Below are 21,924 nucleotides of genomic sequence, written 5' to 3' on the forward strand. Positions count from 1 at the left end.
CTATTAATAGAGCAGACCGAATAGCCAGAGTGGAATGCGGTGGGGGGCCGTGGTGATCTTTGCATCCACTACCGTAAAGTGACCGGGCTGGGTACCGATCTGGACGGCGGTTTTATTGGGTCCGCCAATCTCAAAAAGATAGTTAGTGTCGCGGAAGCGGTAGCTAAAATCACCCTTCGGGGGTAGACCGATGGTGGGAGCAAAGGCAAGCTTGCGGCGCTGTAGGTAGTTTAACTGGTTAAGAAAGAAGGTCTCGCGCACCGTACCGATGTGTGCCCGATCGGGACTCAGCGCGTAGATCAGATTAGGGTTATCGAGGTACACTTTGTCGGGCTTGGCCAGGGCGGCAATGCCCTTTGCATCCGAGCGGAGGTTGATGGTTAGGCTAGCGCGTTCCAGAAGAGTAAGGTACTCGATCAGGGTGTTGCGGCTCAGGCCGGTACGTTCTGCTAGCTTGGCAATGTTTGGTTTGAAGGGTGCCGAAGTAGCGACGGCCTGGAGTAGGCGGGAGAGCTTATCGACGTTAGCGGCCCGCATTTCGGTGGCGTGGGGTACGTCGTCGCTCAGTACGAGCTGGACGATCTGGTTGACGAGGTCGTAGTAGCCTAGCTCATCGTCGATAAAGAAGCCATAATAGCCCCGGCGGAGGTACTGGGTGAAGTGGGGCAGGGGCTCGATCTTCTGCTCCATGATGACAAGGTGCGTGAGCTCACCGTGGCGATTTAGAACGTCCTCAAGTTGGAGTAGCGGTGGTTCTACGCCTTCGCGCAAGATGAGGTATTCCCGGAAGGAGAGGCCCTGGAGATAGTAATGGTGTACCCGTCGGCTGAGGTCGGCCGACTGGTTGAGCAGCTTCAAAACCGACGAGCCGGAAAATACCACCCGTAGGCGCGAGCGGTAGAAGTCATAGATCATCTTGAGTTCCTCCGCCCAGGTAGCAAAACCGTAGCGGTGAATCTCATCTATGAACAGGTACTTACCTCCCTGCTCGACGAAGGTTTCCGCAAAGTCGATCAGCCGGTTGGCCTTGAAGTACAAATCACCCAGGTCGACGTAAAGCGCCTCCGTGGGGGGAAGGGCAAGATTTTTCAGACGCTGACCCAATAGGGTGGTCTTACCTACACCGCGGGGGCCGACGACGGCAACCATTGCACTGTCCCAATTTATCTCACCCAGTAGTTCCCGCTCAAAAGCAGTAGGCACCGCACTGGTGAGGGCATAGTGTCGCTGTACTAACTTGCCGTCTAAGGTATTCATACAACAAAAGTAAAGGTATTTTGCCCAACCCATTGGGCAAAATGTACCTCAATTTGCAAAGTAGACAAAGCAAAACAACCCCCCCAACCAACTCCAGAGCCCAATGAAGAATACGTGCACCACCGTTTCAAAGGGCTTCCCCCGCCACAGCGCCGGTGAGTACCAAAGGAGTTGCACCACCAACCGCACGAGCCAGAAGATGCCCAGTCCCAGACAGATGAGCCGGCCGAGCGGGGTAGCCACCAACTCCTCCGTGGCTATAAGACAGAGCACCCCCATCAACCCCACCGTCAGCGCGATAAAGAAGGTATGTACTTGCATCATCTGCCGGTTGATCAGACTGAGAGGGCGCAGCTCGTTGCGCCAGTCGAAGTAGCGGGGGAAGATGACATGCACTAGCGCCAGGCCTAACAGTAGCCATCCGGCTAGTTCAAGCTGTAGCAGAAGCACCGGCAGCAAGTGTGAAGGTGGACACGAAGGGGGTAGTCTTGCGCTCCTCCACCACGCTAAGACCGGCTGCAGCGAAGGTGGCCAGCCAACTGCGGCGGCTATGAAAGTGGAGAAAGCCGATGTTGTACACCACAAAGTTAGCCGCATCGCGCAGGTGCTCGGTGACGTACACCCGGCCACCGGGGGCCAGCACGCGGCAGCATTCCCGGAAGAAGGCTATTCGCTCCTCTACATCCCGAATCTCGTGGGCGGCCAGCGTCAGAAATAAGCGATCGACCGAGGCATCCGCTAGGGGTAGGGTCTCCGTTGTCACTGTCCGTGTACCGGGGTAGGGTGGATAGGCCCGCCGCGCCCTCGCAATCGACACCTCTGTATGCCGCGCCGGATCGTAGAAGTCCAGCACCACTAGCTCCGCCTCCGTAAACCGTTCGCGGAGGATCTGACTCGTCTCGTCGAACCCTGCGTTAATATTTACCGCCCTCTTTGCACCTGCGGCCCCGCCCCCTACGAAATTGAGCCGGTAGAAGTCCGATAGATCATACACATAAGCGGAGGCCAGGAGGGAGACTAGGGTAGACCCCAGCACCAACCCCGCCAACCCAACTGCATATACCCGCCAATTGACGGGAACCCACCATATCGCGCCTGTACACGCATGACCACCCCGGCGGCCAGCGCGTAGAAATGCCAGTTGAAGCGCAGGATGTTAGTCACGCCCTGAAGGGGACGGCGGTGTTGGGGCTGCTGCTGCGTCACGGTTGCCAGGGCTCCGTTTTGCCGGCGCGCCAGTAGTAGGGAACGTTCGTGATCCGAAATACGCTGACGGCGGGGGCACCGGCCAGTCCGAGCGTGTCGAGGAAGCCGAAGTGCTGGTCCAGCAGCCGTACCGGTCGGGGCGTCCAATTTTGCCGTACGCCCTCGACGATGAGCACCTTACTACTCGCGGGCTTGTAGGTAAAGGTGAAGGGCAGCGGACCGGCAAAGCGGCGGGCCTCCTTCCAGTTGGCGAAGCAGGAGTCGGGGGGTAGGGGAGGGTTCTCTTCGCTGGTATCCACGCGTACGTCCAAATCGGAGCGTAGGGAGCGGATCAAGAGCCGGTCACCGTCCTGCCGCTGCTGAATATCCGTGGTGGTGTAGCCGTAGTGGGTAAACAGGTTGCCGAGCCACTGCATGCGGCGCCGGTTGGTCTCGGAGCGGAGGATGTACAGCCCGCGTAGGTTCCTTCCCGCCTGATTACGGTAGCGCACGAAGACGCGGTAGCCGATGAGAAAGAAGTCCTGGCCGAACAGCTGGGGGAGGGCGGCGGGGCGCAGGTGCCGGGTATCGACGAGGGCGGCGGCAATAAACGCGGTCTCATCCCGAAACATATCGGGCGTGAGGCAGGGGGGGAGTAGGGGCCGTACCCGGTCTACCGGCACGCCAAAGGTCACCACCAGGAAGGAGGCAAAGTGGGCGCGGACGGGGAAGGGGTGGTCCTGGAGGGGTAGCACTAAGGAGTTTGGTCGGTCAGGTCAAAATGTATGATCTTATCTGATGCATTCATGGCACAGATCGCAGCTTCGAGCATAGGTACGTAAGGCCGCAAGTAGTGCAACCGAATATCGAAAGTAATTAGCACAACTGACTGGATCGAATAGGAGTCAATGTTTTGCTGAAATTCCAAGTTACGGTCGGCGGAGACTAGATGAGTGAAGCCCGCCTCCACCATTAACCGCATGAGTATCCCGTTTTTCGTTGAAGCCCACCCCATATCAGCAACAGTAGTTACCACTAATTCTTCTGAAAAAAGATTACGCAACGGTCGCGGTAAGTTCTCGTCTAACAGTACCTTAAGCATCTACAGGCACGTTCATCGTAGCGATGGCTTCGGACAGGTGAAGCAGCGTCCTTACCTGATCAATACTAACTGAGGGAAAATCATGGACAAACTCCTCCACAGATTCTCCTCCACGCAGGTAATCAAACAGATTTTTAACGGGGACCCTAGTACCGCGAAAGACGGGCGTTCCGCTCTGTACTTCCGCAGAAACACTAACTACGTCATGTATGGTCATGATCATGTATTTATCAAGTTAACGATAGGGCTATGAACCTAGTTTTGGCTACCGCCCCCGCCTAAAGTACGTCCACCACACCACCCCCGCAAAGCCCAGCGCAAACACCTCGTTCCACCGCCCCCACAGCAGCAGCTCCGGCACCAGCGTCACCTCCAGGAGGTTCATCAGCAGCACCACGCCGATCTGTAGGCCCGCCGCCGGCCGGGGGTGGTAACGGTAAGCTCGCGGGCGTGGGCGGGGCCCAGTATGGCGGCCACGATCTCCTGGTGGCGGGGGACTAGGTTGAGGACCTTGCAGTAGAGGCCGTTGGTGAGCCAGATTAGGGCTAGGGCAGTTTGCGTGAATTCTTTAGCGATCATCCCCGCTCGCCAGCTTTAGTGTCCTCTTTCTGCTGCCGTTCCCACTTCTCCTTGATCCTGGGAAGCTCCCGCTCAAGATGGAGAAAGTATTCTTGGATGTGGCGCAGATCCTTGTTGAACTTAGGACTGTCGGTCTGCTCCCGAAGCTTGAGCACCTTATTCATCGTGGCTACGAAAGGCGTGATAGTAGCGAAGCTTTCCTGAATCTGCTGCAACCACTTCTGGGAGCTGACGCGGAAGTAGCGCTTCCGATCTCCGGGTTTGGTGATGTAGTCCACCCGGCCCTCATTCATCAACCGCTTCAGGGCGTTGCTGATCGTACTCTTACTAGCCCCCAGAAACTCCTGAATAGCGAAGAATTCCATGGCGGGCGGATCGGCAAGGAGCAGTAGGGCAAATACCCGGGCCTCCATGGGCGTCAGGCCCGTAGTTTCGAAAAAGATACCTATCTCCTCTACCCTGGTTTTGATATTTTTCACCATCTGCTGTGGATACTTGCGGGGCTCGAAGCCGGCAAGTTCGATTGGTTCGGATTTGTTAGGTAACATGGTTGAATGAACTTAGTTGGTCGCTATAATTAGAATTTAAGTGGCAAGAGGGCGCGGCCCCCTCTAAGGGTCTGTAATAACACTGCACAAATTTTGGTTAGCGATAGGTTGCAGTCAACAGTACACGTAGCTGCTGGCGGGCCACAAAGACCCGACTCTTTACCGTGCCGATGGGAATATTGAAACTCCGCCCGATCTGGTCGTAGGGCATGCCCCGCAGGTGGAGTAAAAAGGGGCGGCGGTAGATGTCCTTTAACTGATCCACGAGTTGGAGGATAGTATTCGATTCGATCTCGGCGGGCGCACTATTGTCGGTGGTGGCAGTGACCATCCAGTGGTCCCGGCGGGGAGCTTCCTGAAATAGTTCCCGCCGCCGCTTTTCCCGGCGGTATTCACTAGCGAAGGTGTTGTACACGATACGCTTGATCCAGGCGCGCAGGTTTGTGCCCGGTTCGAACTGCTGCTCGTGCTTAAAGGCTTTGTAGTAGGCATCCTGTACAAGGTCACGGGCGGTGACGACATTATTAGTCAGCGTCAGCGCGTAGCTGATGCACTCCTGGTAAAGCTTACCGTTGAGCTGGTGAATTTCCTGGGTAGTCATGTTTTAGGAATTCTTGGTGCCACGTGGTGCACGTTGGTGTATGAGTATAACTTACCGATGTATGATTGGTTCGGTAAATATAGAACTAATTATACTATCAAACCAAATCCGCTTCTACTTCCCGCTCCTTGATACCGAAGAGCAGCTTGTAGGTCACCGGTACGAATAGCAGCGTGATCACCGTAGCGAAGAGTAGTCCCACCATAATGGCCACGGCCATGGGCTCCCACATCAGCCCGCCACCGAGGTAGAGGGGGATAAGACCGAGGGTGGTAGTAAAAGTGGTCAGTAGTATAGGCCGGAACCGTTGCTTGCAGGCATCCACGATGGCGCGGAACTCGGTCTTACCATCCTTCTCCTCGATCTCAATGCGGTCGATGAGTACGATAGCATTATTGATAAGGATACCGGCCAGGGAGATTACCCCCAGGAAGGCCATAAAGCCAAAGTAGGACTGGAACAGCAGCAGCCCCAGGATCACCCCGATGATGCCCAGGGGAATGGTGGCCAGCACGATACCCATCTTGCGGAAGCTGTTGAACTGCACCATCAGCAGGAGCACGATGATGAAGGCCGCCAGGGGCAGCTTGTTAGCCACGGCCATCATGGCCTCACTGCTCTGCTCGCTTTCCCCCCCCAGCTCGAAGGTGTAGCCCGCCGGCCAGCCCTTTTGCAATTCCTGCAATTGAGGGGTAAGCGCGGAGGTTACGTTGGTAGCCGTAAAGCCGTCGCGGGCGTCAGCACTGATGGTCATGGTCCGGTACAGGTCGCGCCGCTTGATCTTGGCGTACTGCCAGGCTACGTCCACGTCGGCCACCTGGGTCAGGGGTACGTTCTCGCCGGAGCCCTGGGCGAAGACGTTAAGGCCCCGTAGGTCCTGCACGGTGTAATTCTCTGCTCCAATACCGCGCATCATGATGGGTAGTGCGTCCTCGTCCTCCCGGAAAGAGCCGGCATTGTAGCCGCTAAGGCTGGTGCGCAGCGACACGGCCACATCCTGGTTGGTCACCCCGGCCCGCTCGGCCCGCTCCTGATCGATATCGATGACCACCTTCTTGCTCTTCGGCCCCCAGTCGTCGCTGATGTTGGTAGCCTCGGGCATGCCGTTGAGCACTCGCTTGATCTCGTCTGAGATGGCGTAGAGCCGGTCGACCTCCGGACCACTGATGCGGATAGCCACGTCACTGGCCCCACCACCGCCGCCGGCCAGCGGGCCTACGGTAATGTCGGCATCTGGAAAGTTCTCGTAAGTGTATTCCTCCAACTCGTCGATCACGCGCTGGTTGGCCTCGTAGCGGCTGGTATTCATCAGCACGTGGGCGTAGCCCGTGTTGGCCTCCCCGGGCTGGTAGCCTAGGTCGTAGGAAGAGGGGCCCTCGCTAATGAAGCTGGTGAAGTCGGTGATGCCGTAGGCATCCTCGTCGTCCTCCGGTACGATCAGATTTTGATTGATGTAGTCCTCGATGTCGGCCACGATCTCGGAGGTGCGGTTGATGTCCGTACCCAGGGGCAGGTTCACGTTCATCGTCACCAGGTTGCGGTCGCTGTCGGGGAAGAAGATGAAGGGAATTTGAGTGAACAGCGCCAGAGAGCCGATGAACATACCGATCACGAGGCCCAGCATCAGCCAGGGGCGCTTGAGGGCCCAGTAGATGAGGTCGCCGTAGTAGTTATTGAGCTTGCCGAAGATGTCCTGCTTGACGGGTTCGGGTTCCCCTTCTACGTCGGTTGCACCTGCGGCCCCGCCCTGCTTTGTCTTGACGCGGATGAGCGCAACACCCAGCATACTCACCACCGTCATGGCCATGATCCAGCTACTCAGGAGCGCGAAGGTGATGACCACGAAGAGCGGGCCCATCATTTCCCCCATCGTGTTTTCGGCCAGGAAGAAGGCCAGAAAGGCCGCCGAGGTGGTCAAGGAGGAGATGAGCAAGGGAATAGCTAGCTCACCGGTAGCGGCGTAGGCGGCCCTGCGGGGTTCCATGCCCTCCTCCATGCGTACCATCATGGCCTCGGAGATGACGATGGCGTTGTCGACCAGCAGGCCCAGCGCCATGATAAGGGCGGCAAGGGTGACCTGATTGAGGCCCACGTCGAAGAGGTTCATGAGCAGCAGCGTCATGACGATGGCCAGGGGGATGAGGCTGGCCACCACCAGCCCCGTGCGCCAACCCAGGAAGAGGAACATGACGGCCAGTACGATGCCCACCGACTGCAGCACGTTGCTCACGAAGCCGCTCACGCTGGCCTGTACGAAGGCATCCTGACTGGCGATGCGCTCCAGCTGCATGCCCAGGGGCAGGGTCTCGTTGTAGACGGCCACGCGGGCGTCGACGGCCTCGCCGAGCTCGATCAGGTTGGCCCCCTCCTTGACGGCCACGCCGACCACAAGGCCCTGCTGACCGTCCAGACGCACGAGGCGCTCCGGGGGGTTGGTGTAGCCGCGGGTGATGCGGGCGATCTCGCCGAGCTTGGCCGTCTCGTCGCCGCTGAGGTTGACGATGGTGTTTTCCAGGTCGCTCAGGTCCTCGAAGTTGCCGGTGGGTTCAAGTACGACGCGCTGGTCGCCCACCGTGACCTCGCCACCGGGGAAGACGATGTTGGTGGCCGTGATGTTGCGCTGTAGCTCGTTGGCACTCAGGCCGTAACGGGCCAGGCGGGCGTTGTCGAACTCGACGAAGATCTGCTCCTGCCGCAGGCCGCTGATCTCCACCTCGGCCGCGTCGGGCAGCTTGACCAGGTCGTCGCGGATGTCCTTAGCCTGCTCTTCGAGCTCGTCGAGACTGTAGCCGCCGCCGGCCAGTCCGAGCTGGATGCCGTAGACTACGCCGAGGCCGTCGTCCTTGACGTTGATCTGGCCTACTCCGTCGGGCATAGTAGGTTGTAATTCTTCGAGCTTGCGGCGCAGGCGGTCGAAGACGGGCTGCATGTTCTCTTTCGTCACGCTGGGTTCGAGCTCGACGCTGACTACGCTCAGTCCGGTGCGGCTCTCGCTGCTGATACGCTTGACGGCGGCCAGCTCCTGGGCCGTGCGCTCGATCTGCTCGGTGACCAGTTCCTCTACCCGTTCGGCGCTGGCTCCGGGAAAGGGCGTCACGACGCTCGCCACGCGGATGGTGAAGGGTGGCATGGCATTGCGGCTCAGGTTGTTGTAGCCCACCAGGCCCATGATGGCGATCATGAGGACGATGAGGATGGTGACCCGGTTGTGGGTGATAGCTAGCTTGGCGATATTCATGGGGGGGAGGTGGGCGGGGCCGCTGGTGCGGTGGACCTGGTGAAGGGCGGGGGGGGTATCCCCGGATTTCATCCGGGGTCGGAGTAGGGAAACTGCTACGCAGTTGGAGGGGCAGGTGGGATAACTATTCCAGGAGGCGCACTTCCATGCCATCGAGCAGTTGTTTGAGGCCGGCGGTGGCGACCTTATCGCCGGGCTGGAGGCCGCTGGTGACCTCGAAACCATTGTCGTGTAGGGCACCGATGGTGATGGGACGCTTGTGGGCGACGTAATTGGCGCTGCTGTCGCTGGGGGTAAGCAGGTAGACGAATTTGGTCTCGGGCCCCTCGGTGACCGACTCGATGGGAGTGAGCAGTAAGTCACCGCCGTCGTTTCCATCGTTAAAGGTAAAGCGGATGCTGGCGGCCATGCCGGGGCGGATGGTGGGGGTGGACTCGGCAATGCGGATCACCACCGGGTAGCTGGGGGCGTCGCCCGAGGCGTAGGCCACTTCGCTGACCGTACCGTCGAACTCCTGGTCGTTGAGGGCGGGGAAAGTGATGCGAACGGGCATACCGGTACGGACGACGCCGATGCGGCTTTCCGGGAGGTTGACCTCCACCTCGGGGTCCTCCTCGGTACTGAGGGTGACGATGGTCTTGCCGGAGCCGGCGTACTCGTTGGCCTCGGCGTTCAGGGTGGTGATGATGCCGGAGAAGGGGGCCGTCAGGCGGGTGTAGCTGACCTGGTTGCGGGCGGCGCGGACCTGCGCCCCGCTGGCGTTGAGCTGACTGCGGGCGGCTTCGACCTGGGCCTGGGCGTTCTGAAATTGGCTGCGGGCCTGCTCGAATTCGCTCAAGGAGACGCTGTTGCTCTCGTAGAGGCGGGTGGTGCGCTCGTAGGCAGCGCGGGCGGCGACGAGCTGGGTCTCGGTACTCTGTAACTGGGCCTGACTAGCCTCGTACTGGGCCGAGGACTGGCTACGCTGTACTTCCAGGTCGGCGGGGTCGATGGTGGCGATCAGTTGACCCTTTCTCACGCGCTCACCGAGCTTGACCGGCAGGCTCCGGATGGTGCCGCTGACGCGAAAGGAAAGGGGGGTCTCGCCGGCGGCGGTGGCCACCCCGGTGTACGTCTGGGTAGTCGTGCCGTTGTCGGTCATGACCTCGCCGTAGCGGATGGCGCGGGTGCGGGTCTCGACTTTTACCTCCTCATTGCCGCCGCAGGCGGTGAAGAGGAGTGGGAGGAGGATGAGGGGTAGATAGTTCATTGCTAAATTAATATTCTATAAAGCGGCGCAGGAAGTCGGTCTGCTCGGCGGGGCCGGAGAGGAACTGGTAGCTGCCGGTGGAGCGTTGCAGGGCGATAAAGTCGGCGACGAACTGGTAGCCGGCGTTGGTGGCGTTGATATTGGACTGGAGGGTGACGTTCTGGGCGTCGACTAAGCTGGTGACGTTGGTGGCACCGGCGCGGTAGAGGTCCTCGATGATGCGGAAGTTGGCCGTAGAGGTTTCGGCCGCCTGCCGGGCCAGGTTGAGGTTACGGTAGCTGGCCACCATGGTCTCTACGTCGGAGTAGAGGCGTTGGAGGAGCTGATTTTCGAGGTCCTGCCGCTGGGTCTGGGCCTGGAGGACGGAGACCCGAGCGCGCTCGGCCACGAACTTGCGGCGCCCACCCTGAAAGATGGGGATGGCTACGTTCAGTCCCAGGGTATAGGTGCTGCGGGGGCGGTCCTCGCTGGCAAAGTCGAAGCCGAGGTCTTCGGGCAAGGGCACGGTGCCGTAGTTGGCTACTCGGTAGTTGTACTGTCCGTTGATGGCTACTCGGGGCAGGTAAAAGGCGCGCTCCGCGGAAAGTAATTGGCGTTCCTGGGCATTGATGGCAGCATCAAGCTGATCGAGTGCCGGGAGGTTGCGGCGGGCTTCGTCGGCGAGGAAGTTGGCCAGGCGGTCAAGGTCGCGGGGGCTATTGAGTAGTGGTAGGATGGTCTGGCCCACGAGCCCGAGCAGGGTGTCCTGACCGGTGAAGTCCGGTAATTGGAAGTCCTCGTTGATGGGGCGGTTGAGAAGCTGGTTGAGGTTATAGCGGGCCTGGGCGAGCTGGGCCTGGGCGTTATTGACCTCGATCTTGTTAAGGGCCAGCTCGCTTTCCCAACGGTAGACGTCGGTAGCTCCCCCGGCCCCTACTTTCTGTTTAGTGGTGGCGGAGTTAAGATTGGCGCGGGTGACGGCCAGGTTCTCGTTCTGTAGATCGGCAAAGACCTTGGACTGTAGGACGTTGAGGTAGGCGGTGGCTACATCGAGCACGACGTCGAGCTGGGTCTGCTCTAGGGCGGCCTGCTGGCCTTCGAGCAAAAAGCGGTTGATGGCCACGTTAGCGAAGGCCGGTTCGGAAAGGATGACCTGGTTGAGGGTGCCGTTGGCCGTCCAGTTATACTGCCCCTGCTGTCCGAAGGAGCTGGCTACGGTCTGGCCGTCGAGTCGAGTCACGGTGGTGGCGACCTCCAGCTGGGGCAGTAGATCACTGCGGGCGATGTCGACCTCGGTGACTGCCAGGGCTACGTCATAGGCGCTCAGGTCGTAGCCGAGGTTGTTGGCCAGCCCTTCGAGTACGGCGCCCTCCAGGGTAAGAGTGCGGGCGTCGGGTAGGTCGTTGGGATTGAGTAGGGTGGCACCGGAGAGGGTTTCCCAGTTAGGATAGATGTCGGCCCGGCGGGCTACCGCCATATCGATGAGCAGTTCGGAGGTGTAGGTGGTGAGCTCCGTGCTGAGCCCGGCGGCGGGCAGCCCGTCCATGATCCGGAGGGCATCCAGGGCCACGCGGCGGGGGAGCTGTTCCAGGTTTTCCGTACTGGAGTAGGCAGCCAGTGCCCCCCGGGAAAGCAAGGGCTGGTCCAGGAGTGAGAAGGTGGCCACGCCACGGTCGGCCAGGCTATCGAGCAGCGTGATCTGCTCGCTCAGGGGCATACTGCCGGTAAGCGGGGTGAGGTAAACCGCCTGACTGCCGTCGATTTCGGCCAGGGCGGCAGCCGCGGTGGGGCCGGCCTCTACGTAGCGTACCGTGGCGTCGGGCAGTTCGGCATCGATCACTCCGGCCATACCCCGGCGCATATTCGGGGTGGTAAGCACCGTCAGCACGTCGTAGTCGACCAGCTCCCGCAGCGTGCGCAGGTCGCGACCAATGTCGAAGGGTGACTGAATAAAGGTGAAATTTTCTACCCCGGTACCTTCCGGTCCGCCCCGCTGGCCGGCAGCCAGTACCACGGCGGCAATACTTGGCCGGGCATAGGTACCCCGCTCCATCAGTGCGGTGCTGGTGGCTAGACCGGTAGCTACGACTACATCGGCACTGCGGTAGGCTTCCTGAATGGCCGTCTCCATGGTCTCTGGCTCCCCTCCGGTATACAGGGTACCAAGATCGAGCTGGTAGCGGCTGGCCAGAATGGCCTCCAATTCGCTACCAATGAGACTGTCGAGACTAGGCTCCCCCGCCGTAGCTGCGTCGGAGAGCATCGTCACCCGTAGCGGCGTCTGGGCAAAGGCGAGCAGGCCCAATACAAGCCAGAAGAATAAAATGAGGAGGAAGCGGAGGGTACCGACGTAGCGCAGCGGAATGCCGTCTTTGTCAAGCTCCCCCGGTGGGCGGGATGATTTCATGTGCAGTGAATATACCGATACAACGCTTACATGTTTCTTTGGTTCGATAACTTAAGAACAAAATAAACAAGCCCGTGTGTGTTTCTCGGATAAGGGAAGGCCCGCCGTAACAATTTACGACGGGCCGTTAAAAAACAGTCTTCCAGAACACCTAAAGCTCTTCCTAACGCCGGGGGCCCACGATACCGAAAAAGAGAAATTCGGTAAGGATTCGCATACGCTCGTTGGCATCGGGAAACATCGCGATACTGGCTTCCTGGGACATGAGTTCGCTTACCTCGTCCATCATATAGAGAATGAAGGGTACGTTGAGGCTATCCGATAGCTCACCCTTACCGATTCCGCGGTAGAGGTGGTGGGAAAGGATCGCCTGCCGCTGTTTGCGGTGTTGGTCTAGCACCTCCCGGATCAGGGGGTCGGTCGCCTGGAACAGCTCATCGAGAAACTCGTCGGAAAGCTGCCGGGTGTAGGTCGCCTTCCAGTTCATGATGTCATAGAGCCGTTCGGTCAGCGGCTTAGCTTGCTCCAGCAGCGTCTGGTAGCGCCGAAGCCCGGTGTCCAGAAACTGCTGCAGAATGAGCCGGCCCACCGCAGCGGTATCCTCGAAGTACTGGTAAAATAGCCGTTCACTTACCCCGGCAAGGGCGCAGACGTCCGCCACGGATACCTCGGTGCTACCACGCTCCTGAAATAGGGTACGCGCTGCGGCGAGGATGTCATTAGCGGCGGATGTGGTGGTACTAGGCTCCATAGGGGTGCATTTGGAAGTAAGGAGGAAAAGACGGGCGGTTGGGTTGCCCGTCAGTTTACCGAAGCCAGGTCTTTGCGGCCTCCAGTTGCGAACCGGGGAAGTATTTCATCTCGAGGCCGGGGGTAATGAAGTCCGCCACGTTGACGACCGTGCTCAGGTCTTTTTCGGTAACCAGCGCCACCTTTTCGATGCGGGAGTAGTACTTCACCTCACTTTTAATATCTTCCCAGAAACCACGCAGGGTAAAGCCATCGAAATCGGCCACCTGGATCAACAGCCGCAGCTCATCCTCGTCGTCCCCCCCCTGCATCAGTTGCGTATCGATGCGCTGATTGATGAAGTCGTAGTCTGCCCGACCGAGCGTACCGGCTATCCGGATGCCAAGGGCGTGCTCGCCCGCGACGTCGAGGGAGGTAACGTTGCGGGTAGCATCGGCGGTAGGCTTGCTCAGCCACTGCATGGCCCGCTCGCGCTGGTCGAGTGAAAAGGTTTTTACGTCCATGTTCGGCACGAAGAAGCCTTCGATGTTAGCCAAAGTGGAAAGCCACTTTTTATCCGTCATGATGGCGTACTTCTCCACCTGCCGGATGAGCCCGAGCTGGTGGCCAAAATTCTTGAAGACCCCGGCAAGGTTGGTGATGCCGTCCAGCGATTTGATGACGCCCAGGAGGCGAATCTTGCCCTGGCGATCGGCGGTTTCTTTGATACGGCTGACGACCTCGTTGACCTTACGGCCATCGAAGGTGCCGTCGATCGTGTAGCTGACGATGTCGGGCTGGGTGGTAGTGGCAAAGGTGATCATGGTGTTAGTTTAAAGTTGAGAAATTTAGAATTGCTGATTATCGCCGCCCTCCTTCTGGTCCTCGTTGCGCACGCGGCTGCGGCGGTTCTGAGCCTTGAAATCGATCGCACCGAATTTGTGGGTCAGGTTGATGCCGAAGCTGCGGAAGGGAATGGTGAATTCAGAGGACTGGATAAAGTCAGGCCCGCTCAGGTCGGTACCAAATACCTTGTCCTCGCTGAATGGCTCGATGATGCGGATGCCCACGGCCGTCCGCTCGCTGATGTCGTAATTGGCCCCCATACCGAAGATGCTGAAGCCGGGAGTATTACCCTGTAGGGTCTGCTGGGGCCCGCGGCCGAAGGCGAAGAAGTCCAGTCGCAGCTTATCGGTAACAGTATAACTGCCCCCGGCATTACCGCTGATGACATCGGCCGAACGCTCGAGCTCCTCGCCCCCGACGATACCCGTACCATTGTAGCGGCCGTAGTTGAAACTACCCCGCAACTGTAGTTTTTTGAACAGCGTAAAGGAGGTGAACACATTAGCTCCGTAAGTATCGCTACTGCCGATATTAAGGAAGGTAGTGGTACTGGCGATGCCGTTTTCCCCCACGCGGAGGAAGGATTCGATGAGGTCCTCGGTCTGGCGCAGGTACACCGAGGCATTGAGTACCACCCCCTTGATGTAGGTGTTGTAGGCCAGCTCGTACTGGTTGACGAGCTCGGGCTCCAGGTCGGGGTTGCCGATCTGTAGACTGTTGGGGTCGGAAATGGTGGTAAAGGGGTTGACGTAGAAGAGGCTCGGCCGCTGGATGCGCTCGGTGTAGCTGGCCTTCAGGTTGCTGAACTGGTTGAGCTGGCGGTTCAGGATGATGCTAGGGAGGAAGTTCTGATAGCTGTTCTCGAAACTAGGGTTCTCACTGCGGAACTCCCCGCCAATCTCGGTCGATTCGTAGCGGGCACCGGCCACCAGTCCCCATTTTTCTCCGATGTTTACGTTGAAGCTCAGATAGGCAGCGTAGACGTCCTGGTCGTACAGGAAGAGGTCCGTCAGGGTAGGATCATCGCTAAATGAACTGTTGTCATTCGGCTTCACCTGGGTGCGGTAGTCACTGTCGATGCGGCGCAGTACGGCCTTCACGCCGGTCTCCATCTTGATGGCTTCCGACCAGGGGTGGGTGTAGTCGAGCTGTCCGGTGTACTCCAGATTGGTGCCGTCGTTGGTGTTGATGAGGTCGCGCTGGTAGATGGGCAGGCCGCCGCTCTGGTCGACGGTGTTGTCGGTGCGGCTCTCCTGCCCGCTGAGTTGGAAGGCAAGGACCAGTTCGCGGCCCTCCTGATCGGGGAAGGTCTTGCGGTAGTCGAGGGTAGCGTCGAAGCCGCTATTGTCGTTCTCGCTGTCGTTGAAGCGGTCGAAGGTGATGTTCTCAGCACTGGCGAAATTGTCGATCGTGCCGAAGGTGGTACCATCGTTGCTGCGGCTAAAGCGATTGTACCGGCCGCTCAGGTTCAGGCTATTGTAGGCGTTGAAGTCATAAAAGGCACCCAGGTTACCGTTGAGGCCAAGGATCTGGTTTCCGTTGGTCCCCTGCTGGGTGAGGGTACGTACGGGGCGGCCGTCGACCAGGTCGGTGCGCAAAAAGTCGATCGTACCGTCGCGTTTCCAGGACCAGAAGGCGTTGGCCCCACCGTTTATCCCGAAGCGTCCTAGCAAGGAATTTACGTTCAGCCCGGCGTTGTTCTGCCGGGTACCGATACTGGAGTTTACCGTACCGGTGAAGCCCTGGGCTTCCTTCTTCTTGGTGATGATGTTAATGATTCCGCCGGAGCCCTCGCCGTCGTAGCGGGCCGAGGGGGTAGTGATCACCTCTACCGATTTGATCTGGTCGCTGGGGATGCTTTTAAGTGCATCGGCCACGCTACTGGCGAAGATGGTAGAAGGGCGGCCATTCACCAGTATCCGGAGGTTAGAGGAGCCGCGTAGGCTCACGTTGCCCTCCAGGTCGACGCTGAGCAGAGGCACCTTACGTAGCACGTCGCTGGCGTCGCCGCCCGAGTTGGTGGCGTCCTTTTCGGCGTTGTAGACGAGCTTGTCGATGCGGTTCTCCACCAGGGCGGATTCTCCCACTACCTCTACGCCCTCCAGCAGGACGGCATCGGTACCCAGGGCGATCGTGCCGAGGTCCAGGTCGGGACTCTTGGGGGTGGTATTCACCTCCGGTAGCGTCTGCTCCTCGTAGCCGATGAAGCTGATCCGCAGTTGATAGTTGCCCGTGGGTACGTCGGAGAGGCGAAAGTTCCCACCGGCTTCACTGACGGTGCCGGTAATCTGCTGTTCCCCCTCGGCGGAGAGCAGCACGATGGTGGCGTACTCGACGGGGGTAGCGGAGGCGGCATCCGTAATGGTGCCTCGGATGCTTCCTTTGATACCGCCGGTTACGGCGGGGCGCTGGGCGAATAGGGTACCGCTCAGTAACAGCAGCGTGAGGAGAAGAGTAGTCGTATATTTCATGTTAGTGGATATGGCTGTTGTGGGCCGCCGGGGTGGCGGTCAGTTTAGCGGCGAGGTTCTTGTGCACGAGTGTGCGGTGGGGGAAGGGGATCTCGATGCCTTCCCGATCGAAGCGCTGCTTGATGGATTTGTAGAGGTCGTTGCGCATTCTGAAGCCGGTCACGTAGGTAGCCGCCCACACCCAGGCTCGTAGGTTGACGCTGCTGTCGCCCAGGCCGATGACCTGTACGTCGACCACCGGCTTGCCGTCCTTTTTTTCCCGCTCACTGCGGTTGTCGATGAGGTAATCGTGGGCCGTAGCCTCCTCGCGCATGATCGTCATAGCTCGGTCGATGTCGGAGTCGTAGCTGATGCCGATCTCGACAAACTCGCAGGTCCGGTACTCGGTGAGGGTGTAATTCTCGATTTTCTCCTTATTGATGATGGCATTGGGGATCACGACGCACTTGTTTTGGAAGTTATTGATGACGGTATGTCGCAGGGTAAGGTCCTCGACGCGGCCCACGGTATCGGTCACCTTGATCACGTCACCCAGGCGGAAGGGCTTGAAGAAGGCGATGAACAGCCCCCCGATCACATTAGCAAAGGCCTCCTGGGCGGCCACACCGATGATGAGGGCCAGCACACCGGCACCGGTCAGGGCGGTGGTGGCCAGGTCGCGGGCGGCGGGAATGGCCAGGGCCGTCAGGATGATGCCCGTGGCGTAGATGCCCACCGTAGCCAGGGAGTTGAGGTACTTATAGGTCGTAGTATCCTGCCGGTCGCGGGCACTGGTGGCTTTGATCCGCCGCTCAAAAAAGGCACTCACCACCGCGGAGACGATGATCGTAGCCATCATCACAAAGGCGATCCAGGTCACCCGTAGGATGTTTTGGTTCATCGCCGCGAACTGCTCGTGGTCCAGAAAGGCATAGCTGATCAAACCGGCCCCGAGCACCAAGACGAAGACCTTTAGAATCTTGCGGATGGTGGGAAGCACCACTGGCTTCCTGCCCCGTGCCTCCAGCCGGCGGATGATCATCCGGATACCGAAGTGGGCCCCCGACCAGAGTAGGGCTACCGTCAGGGTGACGAAGATGATCCAGGTGATGTCCTGGGTAGTAAGGTGAAGGGATTCCATTGCGCGGTGGTCGTAGTGGCCTAACGCTCTACAGGTTCGTATGGTTCTCTATTTACAGAACTATTTACACTTTAAGGATTTTTGCACCTGCGGCCCCGCCCATTTGCTTACCTTCCGGGACCAAAATTCGGAAAGTATGCTGCGTTGGATGACCGTGTGGACTACGCTCTTACTTGGGTTACACCTTAGCGGCCAGCCCCGCCAGCCCGTAGACTACGTCAACCCCCTCACCGACACCCACCAGTCCCGCTGGTTCTACTTCTCCTCGGCCAGCCGGCCCTTCGGAATGGTGAATCTGAGCCCGGATACGAACGTCAGGGGCAGCTGGAAGTCGGGCTACCTCTACGACAGCACCACCGTGCGCTGCTTCAGCCACGTACATGCCTGGCAACTTTCGGGGGTACCGGTCATGCCCACCACGGGCGAGATGCTGGGCCACCGGGGTATGGACGCCACCCAGAGCAGCTTCTCCCACGCCACGGAGGAGGTCGCGCCGGGTTACCATAAGCTCCACCTTGACCGCTACGACGTGGACGTAGAACTTACCTCCACCACCCGCGTGGGACTGCACCGTTACCGCTTTAATGGGGAGGGGGCACGCCACCTACTCTTCGACACCGGGGCCTTCCTGGCGCACGACTCGACCGACTATAGCATGGTGCACCGTGTCTCGCCACGCGAGTTGGAGGGCTACGTGATCATGGGGCCTACTCACCGCCGTCCGAAGCCCGTCAAGCTCTACTTCATCGCCCAGCTGGACCAGAACATGACAGCCTTTGGGGGATGGCGGGCGGGGTCGCCGGTGCAAACGGATGGTGAGGTGGCCGGCAAGGACGTGGGGGCCTTCGTCAGCTTTGACCCCACGCTCACTGAGCTACACCTCAAGGTGGCCCTCTCGTATACCTCCCTAGCGGCTGCCCGCGCTAACCTCGCTGCCGAACTACCCCACTGGGACTTCGAGCGGGTACGCCGGGAATCCCGTGAGGAGTGGAACGAGATGCTGAGCCGCGTGGAGGTAAGTGGGGGCACCGAGGCACGCACCGTGAAGCTCTACACCGATCTCTGGCATGCCCTGCTCGGACGGCGCATCGTGAGCGACGTGGACGGCTCCTACGTCGACAATACCGGTGACACGGCCGTGGTGCGTACGGCCAGCAACGGCTACCCGCACTATAATTTCGACGCCTGGTGGGGCAGTCATTGGTCGCTTAATATCCTCTGGTCGCTGGTATATCCCGAGATCATGGCCGGCTTCTGCAACACGATGGTGGATATGTACCGCAACGGGGGATTGATCCCACGGGGGCCATCGGGTGGCAACTACACCTACGTGATGATCGGCGACCCGGCGGTGAGCTTCTTTGCCGCGGCGCTGAATAAGGGGATCGACGACTTCGACGTGGAGGCGGCTTATGAGGGCTTACGCAAGAATGCCTTCGTGGGTGGCATCCGCGACCACGCCGGCTACGAGCACCGCACGCCGGCCTACGGGGGTGGGATGCAGTACTACGAGGAGCGCGGCTACGTACCGGAGGGTATCGAGGGCCCGGGGGGGCATAAGGATGGGGCTTCGATGACCCTTGAATACGCTTACCAGGACTGGTGCTTAGCCCAGATTGCTAAGCGGCTGGGTAAGGAGGAGGATTACACCTTTTTCATGGAGCGCTCTCAGAATTACCGCAACGTCTGGAACCCGGCCACCGGCTACATGCACCCGCGCGAGATGGACGGGAGCTGGATCGATGATTTCTCGCCCGTGGTGGACGATTTCAGCGCCCGCGGCTTCTGCGAGGCCAACTGTGCGATCTATTCGCACTACGTGCCCCACGATCTACCGGGACTGATGGAGCTCTTCGGGGGGCGGCAGGCCTACCTCGATTCCCTCAACGGCTCCTTCGAGCGGGCGGCGGAGGACTGGCTGAAGTCGGCCGATAAGGTCCACGCTGCCAACTGGGTCGATTACGGCAATCAGCCGGGCACCGCCATGGCCCACCTGTTCAACGTAGCCGGGGCACCCTGGCTCAGTCAGCGGTGGGTGCGCGCCGTCAAGGACACCTACGCCGATACCACGGCCTACGGGGGGTATCACGGGGATGAGGACCAGGGGCAGATGGGCGCGCTCGGGGTGCTGTTGGCCGTGGGGCTATTCAGCGTGGACGGTAGCGCGGCGGTGGAGCCTAGCTATGAGATCACGACACCAGTTTTCGGGGAGGTTGTCTTTCACCTTCACCCGGATTACTACGGTGGGGAGCGGTTTACGATTCGCACGGTTGGGCAGCCGGAGAAGGATCTGTACATCCAGTCGGCTACGCTGAATGGCCGTTCGTGGTCATCGGTGCACCTGCCGTTTGTGACGGTAGCGGCCGGCGGCGCACTGGAATTACGGGTGGGGGAACTACCGAATACGGATTGGGGGGTTGACTGAGCGTAGGCCAACCGGCTAAGATAAAAAATCTCGCAACAACTTCCGCAATTTGAGGTTTGAGCTACCGAACCCTTTTGACAAACCAACACGTATTACTATGAAAAATCTGATTCTTCTCGTGTTCGCCTTCGCCATCATGGCCTGTACGCCCCGGCCCAATGACAGCGACGTAAACACCACCGACGACCAAACCCGCCCGATGACGGACCGCGAGGTCAATCCCCAGGGCCTCGACAATGAGGACATGACCGACGGCATCGACCCCGACCAGAGCATGGACGCCGACATGGACATGGCCGGTACGGATGCCCAGGTACAGCAGACCATGGACGCCGTGCAAGGTGCCGGTGGTGACATCACCGCCCTGGCTCCCAGCACCGCCGTTTCCAACATCGACTCCTGGATCAGCGAGCTCGAAGGCATGGATGGTACCGACGGTATCGTAACCAACCTGCGTAGCCTGAAGGACGAGCTCGGTGCTGCTAACATCGACGGTCCCCGCGTATCCAATCTGCTCTCCGAGCTCGCCACCGAGACCCGCCAGGTAGGTGGTGGCAACCAGGGCCTGACCATGCTGGCTAGTGCACTGGATGCCGGTGCCGCTAAGCTGGGCGGTAAGTAAGCTTTAGCTAAAATCGTAGTCACGGACTACGGTGATAGCCCTGCGGCCTTTGGTCGTGGGGCTATTTTTTTGGGGGTGATGTAAGATCGAATGTAACAGTCTCCTGTATAATTTTCCTCACGTCGATAATTGGCCAAATTAGGTTAATGTAAGTACCCTCCCGCTGTAGCTTTTCGTAGAGGATACCCCGACCGGTACCGAGACAGATTGCGGTCAGGTGACGTGCGAGTTCTATAGGGACTGAGAAAGAACCACTCGGTTCAATTACAAGTGCGCCCCAGTCATCTTTATGAAACTGAAAGCGGACTCTGAACTGTAAGGTGACAATTACCTGCTTTTCAACTTCAAATTGGAAACGCTGCAGTACTACTAAACAGCGGATTTCTGGAGTGATTTCAAAGTCTACTTTAAGCCTTACATCGTTAATTTCTTTCGGAAGGGCAGAATGCGGAAACACGGCGAACTGATCGACTTCGATGCCGTGAATCGAAAACCTTGGTGCTCGATAGGCCATGTCTGATGCTAGTAGGCGAACTCCAGGCAGTCTGCATCACGCTCGACGGCAGTGCCGCCAAAGATTGAGCGAAGGTCAGGAACAAGCCCTTCAAACACGGTCGCACGGAAAACCGGTGCAGTATATGCATTACCCTCAGGTACTTCAAGTAGTGTAAGGCCGGTAGCCTCGGCGAGCTTGCCAATGGTTTCTAGCGTCATGTTCTGCCTGCCCTTAAGAATTTTACCTATGTGCTGCGGAGTGACTCCCATTTGGTTGGCAAGCCAAGTCTTAGTTCTACCCTGATCCGATAGGTAGGTTAGCACTTTCGTCGCAACTTGAAAAGCCAGACGGTTGTGCTCCTGGTTTTGTGCCCTGTCTTCGGAAAGTCTCTTCCAGGCAGTATCGGGCTCAGCCCTGTCGACCAGTGATTGAACGAAAGAGGTATCGTGTCCGTGTGCCATGGGTATTTGTAACTTAAACAACTAACGTAAACAACTCCCCCGCCCGTATTAGTTTGCTGAGGTCCTGACGTGCCACCATCATTCGGTCAAGTTCCCTCTCCAGATGGTCTCGCTCTTTCATGAGGTGGTTAAGTTTGATCGCGCCACCGACGATGAAGAACTGATCGGTGCGCATACGTACTCCATAGAGTCGCAACCAACCACCCAACTTTACTTTGGTCAATAACTTATGCTCATGATCATCGCGCAGGGGTTGAAACAACTCGCTCAGGCGATCAAGCATGGGATCAGCAATAACCTGGTCGACGGCCTGGCGGATTCGCTGCGCTTGCTCGTAGGTTCTTTGTGCAAAATCTTCCTTACTGACTTTTCCATAATAACTATTCTGAGGTAGGTCCTGAGGGTTAGCATCGTAGAAATCGAATAAGTACATCGGATCTTCCCACAGTTGGTAGCACCGGGTCAACTCATGGTCGTCCGCTTCCTCATAGTCCACATCTGAATGACGCAAACTAAACAAGCGTCGCTGTCCATCTAAGGCGAATATACGCTCAATGTTTGACACAAGTAAACTTTTAAGTTTAGTTTCAGTCTTGACCACGACGGCAC

21 protein-coding genes are annotated in these 21,924 nt (G+C 58.7%); 2 read left to right on the forward strand and 19 right to left on the reverse strand.

Translation table 11 applies throughout. The annotated features are described in order from the left end of the window. Window positions 1–3 precede the first annotated feature (3 nt). From ACOOHD_RS17000 to ACOOHD_RS17075, 16 genes are all read right to left on the reverse strand, one after another. A complete protein-coding gene (locus tag ACOOHD_RS17000; protein ID WP_420459070.1) occupies window positions 4–1,257 on the reverse strand; it encodes an ATP-binding protein in 1,254 nt (417 codons plus the stop codon). Between the two features lie 48 nt (window positions 1,258–1,305). Beyond that, complete coding sequence (locus ACOOHD_RS17005) at window positions 1,306–1,707, reverse strand: hypothetical protein (protein ID WP_420461449.1); 402 nt, start codon at window positions 1,705–1,707, stop codon at window positions 1,306–1,308. Then, complete coding sequence (locus ACOOHD_RS17010) at window positions 1,688–2,305, reverse strand: class I SAM-dependent methyltransferase (RefSeq protein WP_420459071.1); 618 nt, start codon at window positions 2,303–2,305, stop codon at window positions 1,688–1,690. Before ACOOHD_RS17010 ends, ACOOHD_RS17005 begins: the two co-directional genes overlap by 20 nt. A gap of 154 nt (window positions 2,306–2,459) precedes the next feature. After that, complete coding sequence (locus ACOOHD_RS17015) at window positions 2,460–3,197, reverse strand: DUF2071 domain-containing protein (protein ID WP_420459072.1); 738 nt, start codon at window positions 3,195–3,197, stop codon at window positions 2,460–2,462. Between the two features lie 339 nt (window positions 3,198–3,536). Then, a complete protein-coding gene (locus tag ACOOHD_RS17020) occupies window positions 3,537–3,767 on the reverse strand; it encodes a DUF433 domain-containing protein (protein WP_420459073.1) in 231 nt (76 codons plus the stop codon). A gap of 42 nt (window positions 3,768–3,809) precedes the next feature. Then, a complete protein-coding gene (locus tag ACOOHD_RS17025) occupies window positions 3,810–3,938 on the reverse strand; it encodes a hypothetical protein (RefSeq protein WP_420459074.1) in 129 nt (42 codons plus the stop codon). Continuing rightward, window positions 3,929–4,123 carry a hypothetical protein gene (locus tag ACOOHD_RS17030; protein WP_420459075.1) on the reverse strand — a complete coding sequence of 65 codons (195 nt, stop codon included), beginning with the start codon at window positions 4,121–4,123 and terminating at the stop codon, window positions 3,929–3,931. The genes ACOOHD_RS17025 and ACOOHD_RS17030 overlap by 10 nt, the downstream gene beginning before the upstream one ends. Next, window positions 4,120–4,671 (reverse strand): GbsR/MarR family transcriptional regulator, encoded by a 552-nt coding sequence (locus tag ACOOHD_RS17035; protein WP_420459076.1) that lies wholly within the window; start codon window positions 4,669–4,671, stop codon window positions 4,120–4,122. Before ACOOHD_RS17035 ends, ACOOHD_RS17030 begins: the two co-directional genes overlap by 4 nt. 97 nt (window positions 4,672–4,768) lie before the next feature. Next, window positions 4,769–5,272, reverse strand: coding sequence for an RNA polymerase sigma factor (locus ACOOHD_RS17040; RefSeq protein ID WP_420459077.1), 504 nt, complete (start codon window positions 5,270–5,272; stop codon window positions 4,769–4,771). A gap of 97 nt (window positions 5,273–5,369) precedes the next feature. After that, a complete protein-coding gene (locus ACOOHD_RS17045; RefSeq protein ID WP_420459078.1) occupies window positions 5,370–8,510 on the reverse strand; it encodes an efflux RND transporter permease subunit in 3,141 nt (1,046 codons plus the stop codon). A gap of 124 nt (window positions 8,511–8,634) precedes the next feature. Continuing rightward, entirely contained in the window at window positions 8,635–9,759 is a 1,125-nt protein-coding gene (locus ACOOHD_RS17050; protein WP_420459079.1) for an efflux RND transporter periplasmic adaptor subunit, read from the reverse strand. 7 nt (window positions 9,760–9,766) lie between these two features. Then, the gene (locus ACOOHD_RS17055; protein WP_420459080.1) at window positions 9,767–12,145 is read right to left on the reverse strand and encodes a TolC family protein; all 2,379 of its coding nucleotides are present in this window, start codon (window positions 12,143–12,145) and stop codon (window positions 9,767–9,769) included. A gap of 163 nt (window positions 12,146–12,308) precedes the next feature. Next, complete coding sequence (locus tag ACOOHD_RS17060) at window positions 12,309–12,896, reverse strand: TetR/AcrR family transcriptional regulator (RefSeq protein WP_420459081.1); 588 nt, start codon at window positions 12,894–12,896, stop codon at window positions 12,309–12,311. Between the two features lie 55 nt (window positions 12,897–12,951). Further along, a complete protein-coding gene (locus ACOOHD_RS17065) occupies window positions 12,952–13,698 on the reverse strand; it encodes an STAS/SEC14 domain-containing protein (protein WP_420459082.1) in 747 nt (248 codons plus the stop codon). 24 nt (window positions 13,699–13,722) lie between these two features. Beyond that, complete coding sequence (locus tag ACOOHD_RS17070) at window positions 13,723–16,191, reverse strand: TonB-dependent receptor domain-containing protein (RefSeq protein WP_420459083.1); 2,469 nt, start codon at window positions 16,189–16,191, stop codon at window positions 13,723–13,725. Between the two features lies 1 nt (window position 16,192). Beyond that, window positions 16,193–17,311, reverse strand: a complete 1,119-nt coding sequence (locus tag ACOOHD_RS17075) for a mechanosensitive ion channel family protein (RefSeq protein WP_420459084.1) — start codon at window positions 17,309–17,311, stop codon at window positions 16,193–16,195. A 136-nt stretch (window positions 17,312–17,447) separates the two neighbouring features. Between ACOOHD_RS17075 and ACOOHD_RS17080 the strand changes: the two genes are divergently transcribed. After that, a complete protein-coding gene (locus ACOOHD_RS17080; RefSeq protein ID WP_420459085.1) occupies window positions 17,448–19,736 on the forward strand; it encodes a GH92 family glycosyl hydrolase in 2,289 nt (762 codons plus the stop codon). A 97-nt stretch (window positions 19,737–19,833) separates the two neighbouring features. Continuing rightward, window positions 19,834–20,358, forward strand: a complete 525-nt coding sequence (locus ACOOHD_RS17085) for a hypothetical protein (RefSeq protein ID WP_420459086.1) — start codon at window positions 19,834–19,836, stop codon at window positions 20,356–20,358. Between the two features lie 61 nt (window positions 20,359–20,419). Here ACOOHD_RS17085 and ACOOHD_RS17090 read toward each other — a convergent pair whose 3' ends face one another. From ACOOHD_RS17090 to ACOOHD_RS17100, 3 genes are read right to left on the reverse strand one after another with little or no spacing between them, the layout of a single operon-like run. Continuing rightward, entirely contained in the window at window positions 20,420–20,872 is a 453-nt protein-coding gene (locus ACOOHD_RS17090; RefSeq protein WP_420459087.1) for a hypothetical protein, read from the reverse strand. An 8-nt stretch (window positions 20,873–20,880) separates the two neighbouring features. Then, complete coding sequence (locus ACOOHD_RS17095) at window positions 20,881–21,315, reverse strand: helix-turn-helix transcriptional regulator (RefSeq protein WP_420459088.1); 435 nt, start codon at window positions 21,313–21,315, stop codon at window positions 20,881–20,883. A 13-nt stretch (window positions 21,316–21,328) separates the two neighbouring features. Then, the gene (locus ACOOHD_RS17100) at window positions 21,329–21,916 is read right to left on the reverse strand and encodes a hypothetical protein (RefSeq protein ID WP_420459089.1); all 588 of its coding nucleotides are present in this window, start codon (window positions 21,914–21,916) and stop codon (window positions 21,329–21,331) included. Between the last annotated feature and the right edge of the window lie 8 nt (window positions 21,917–21,924).

This window comes from Neolewinella sp., assembly GCF_965214665.1.
Lineage (GTDB): Bacteria > Bacteroidota > Bacteroidia > Chitinophagales > Saprospiraceae > Neolewinella.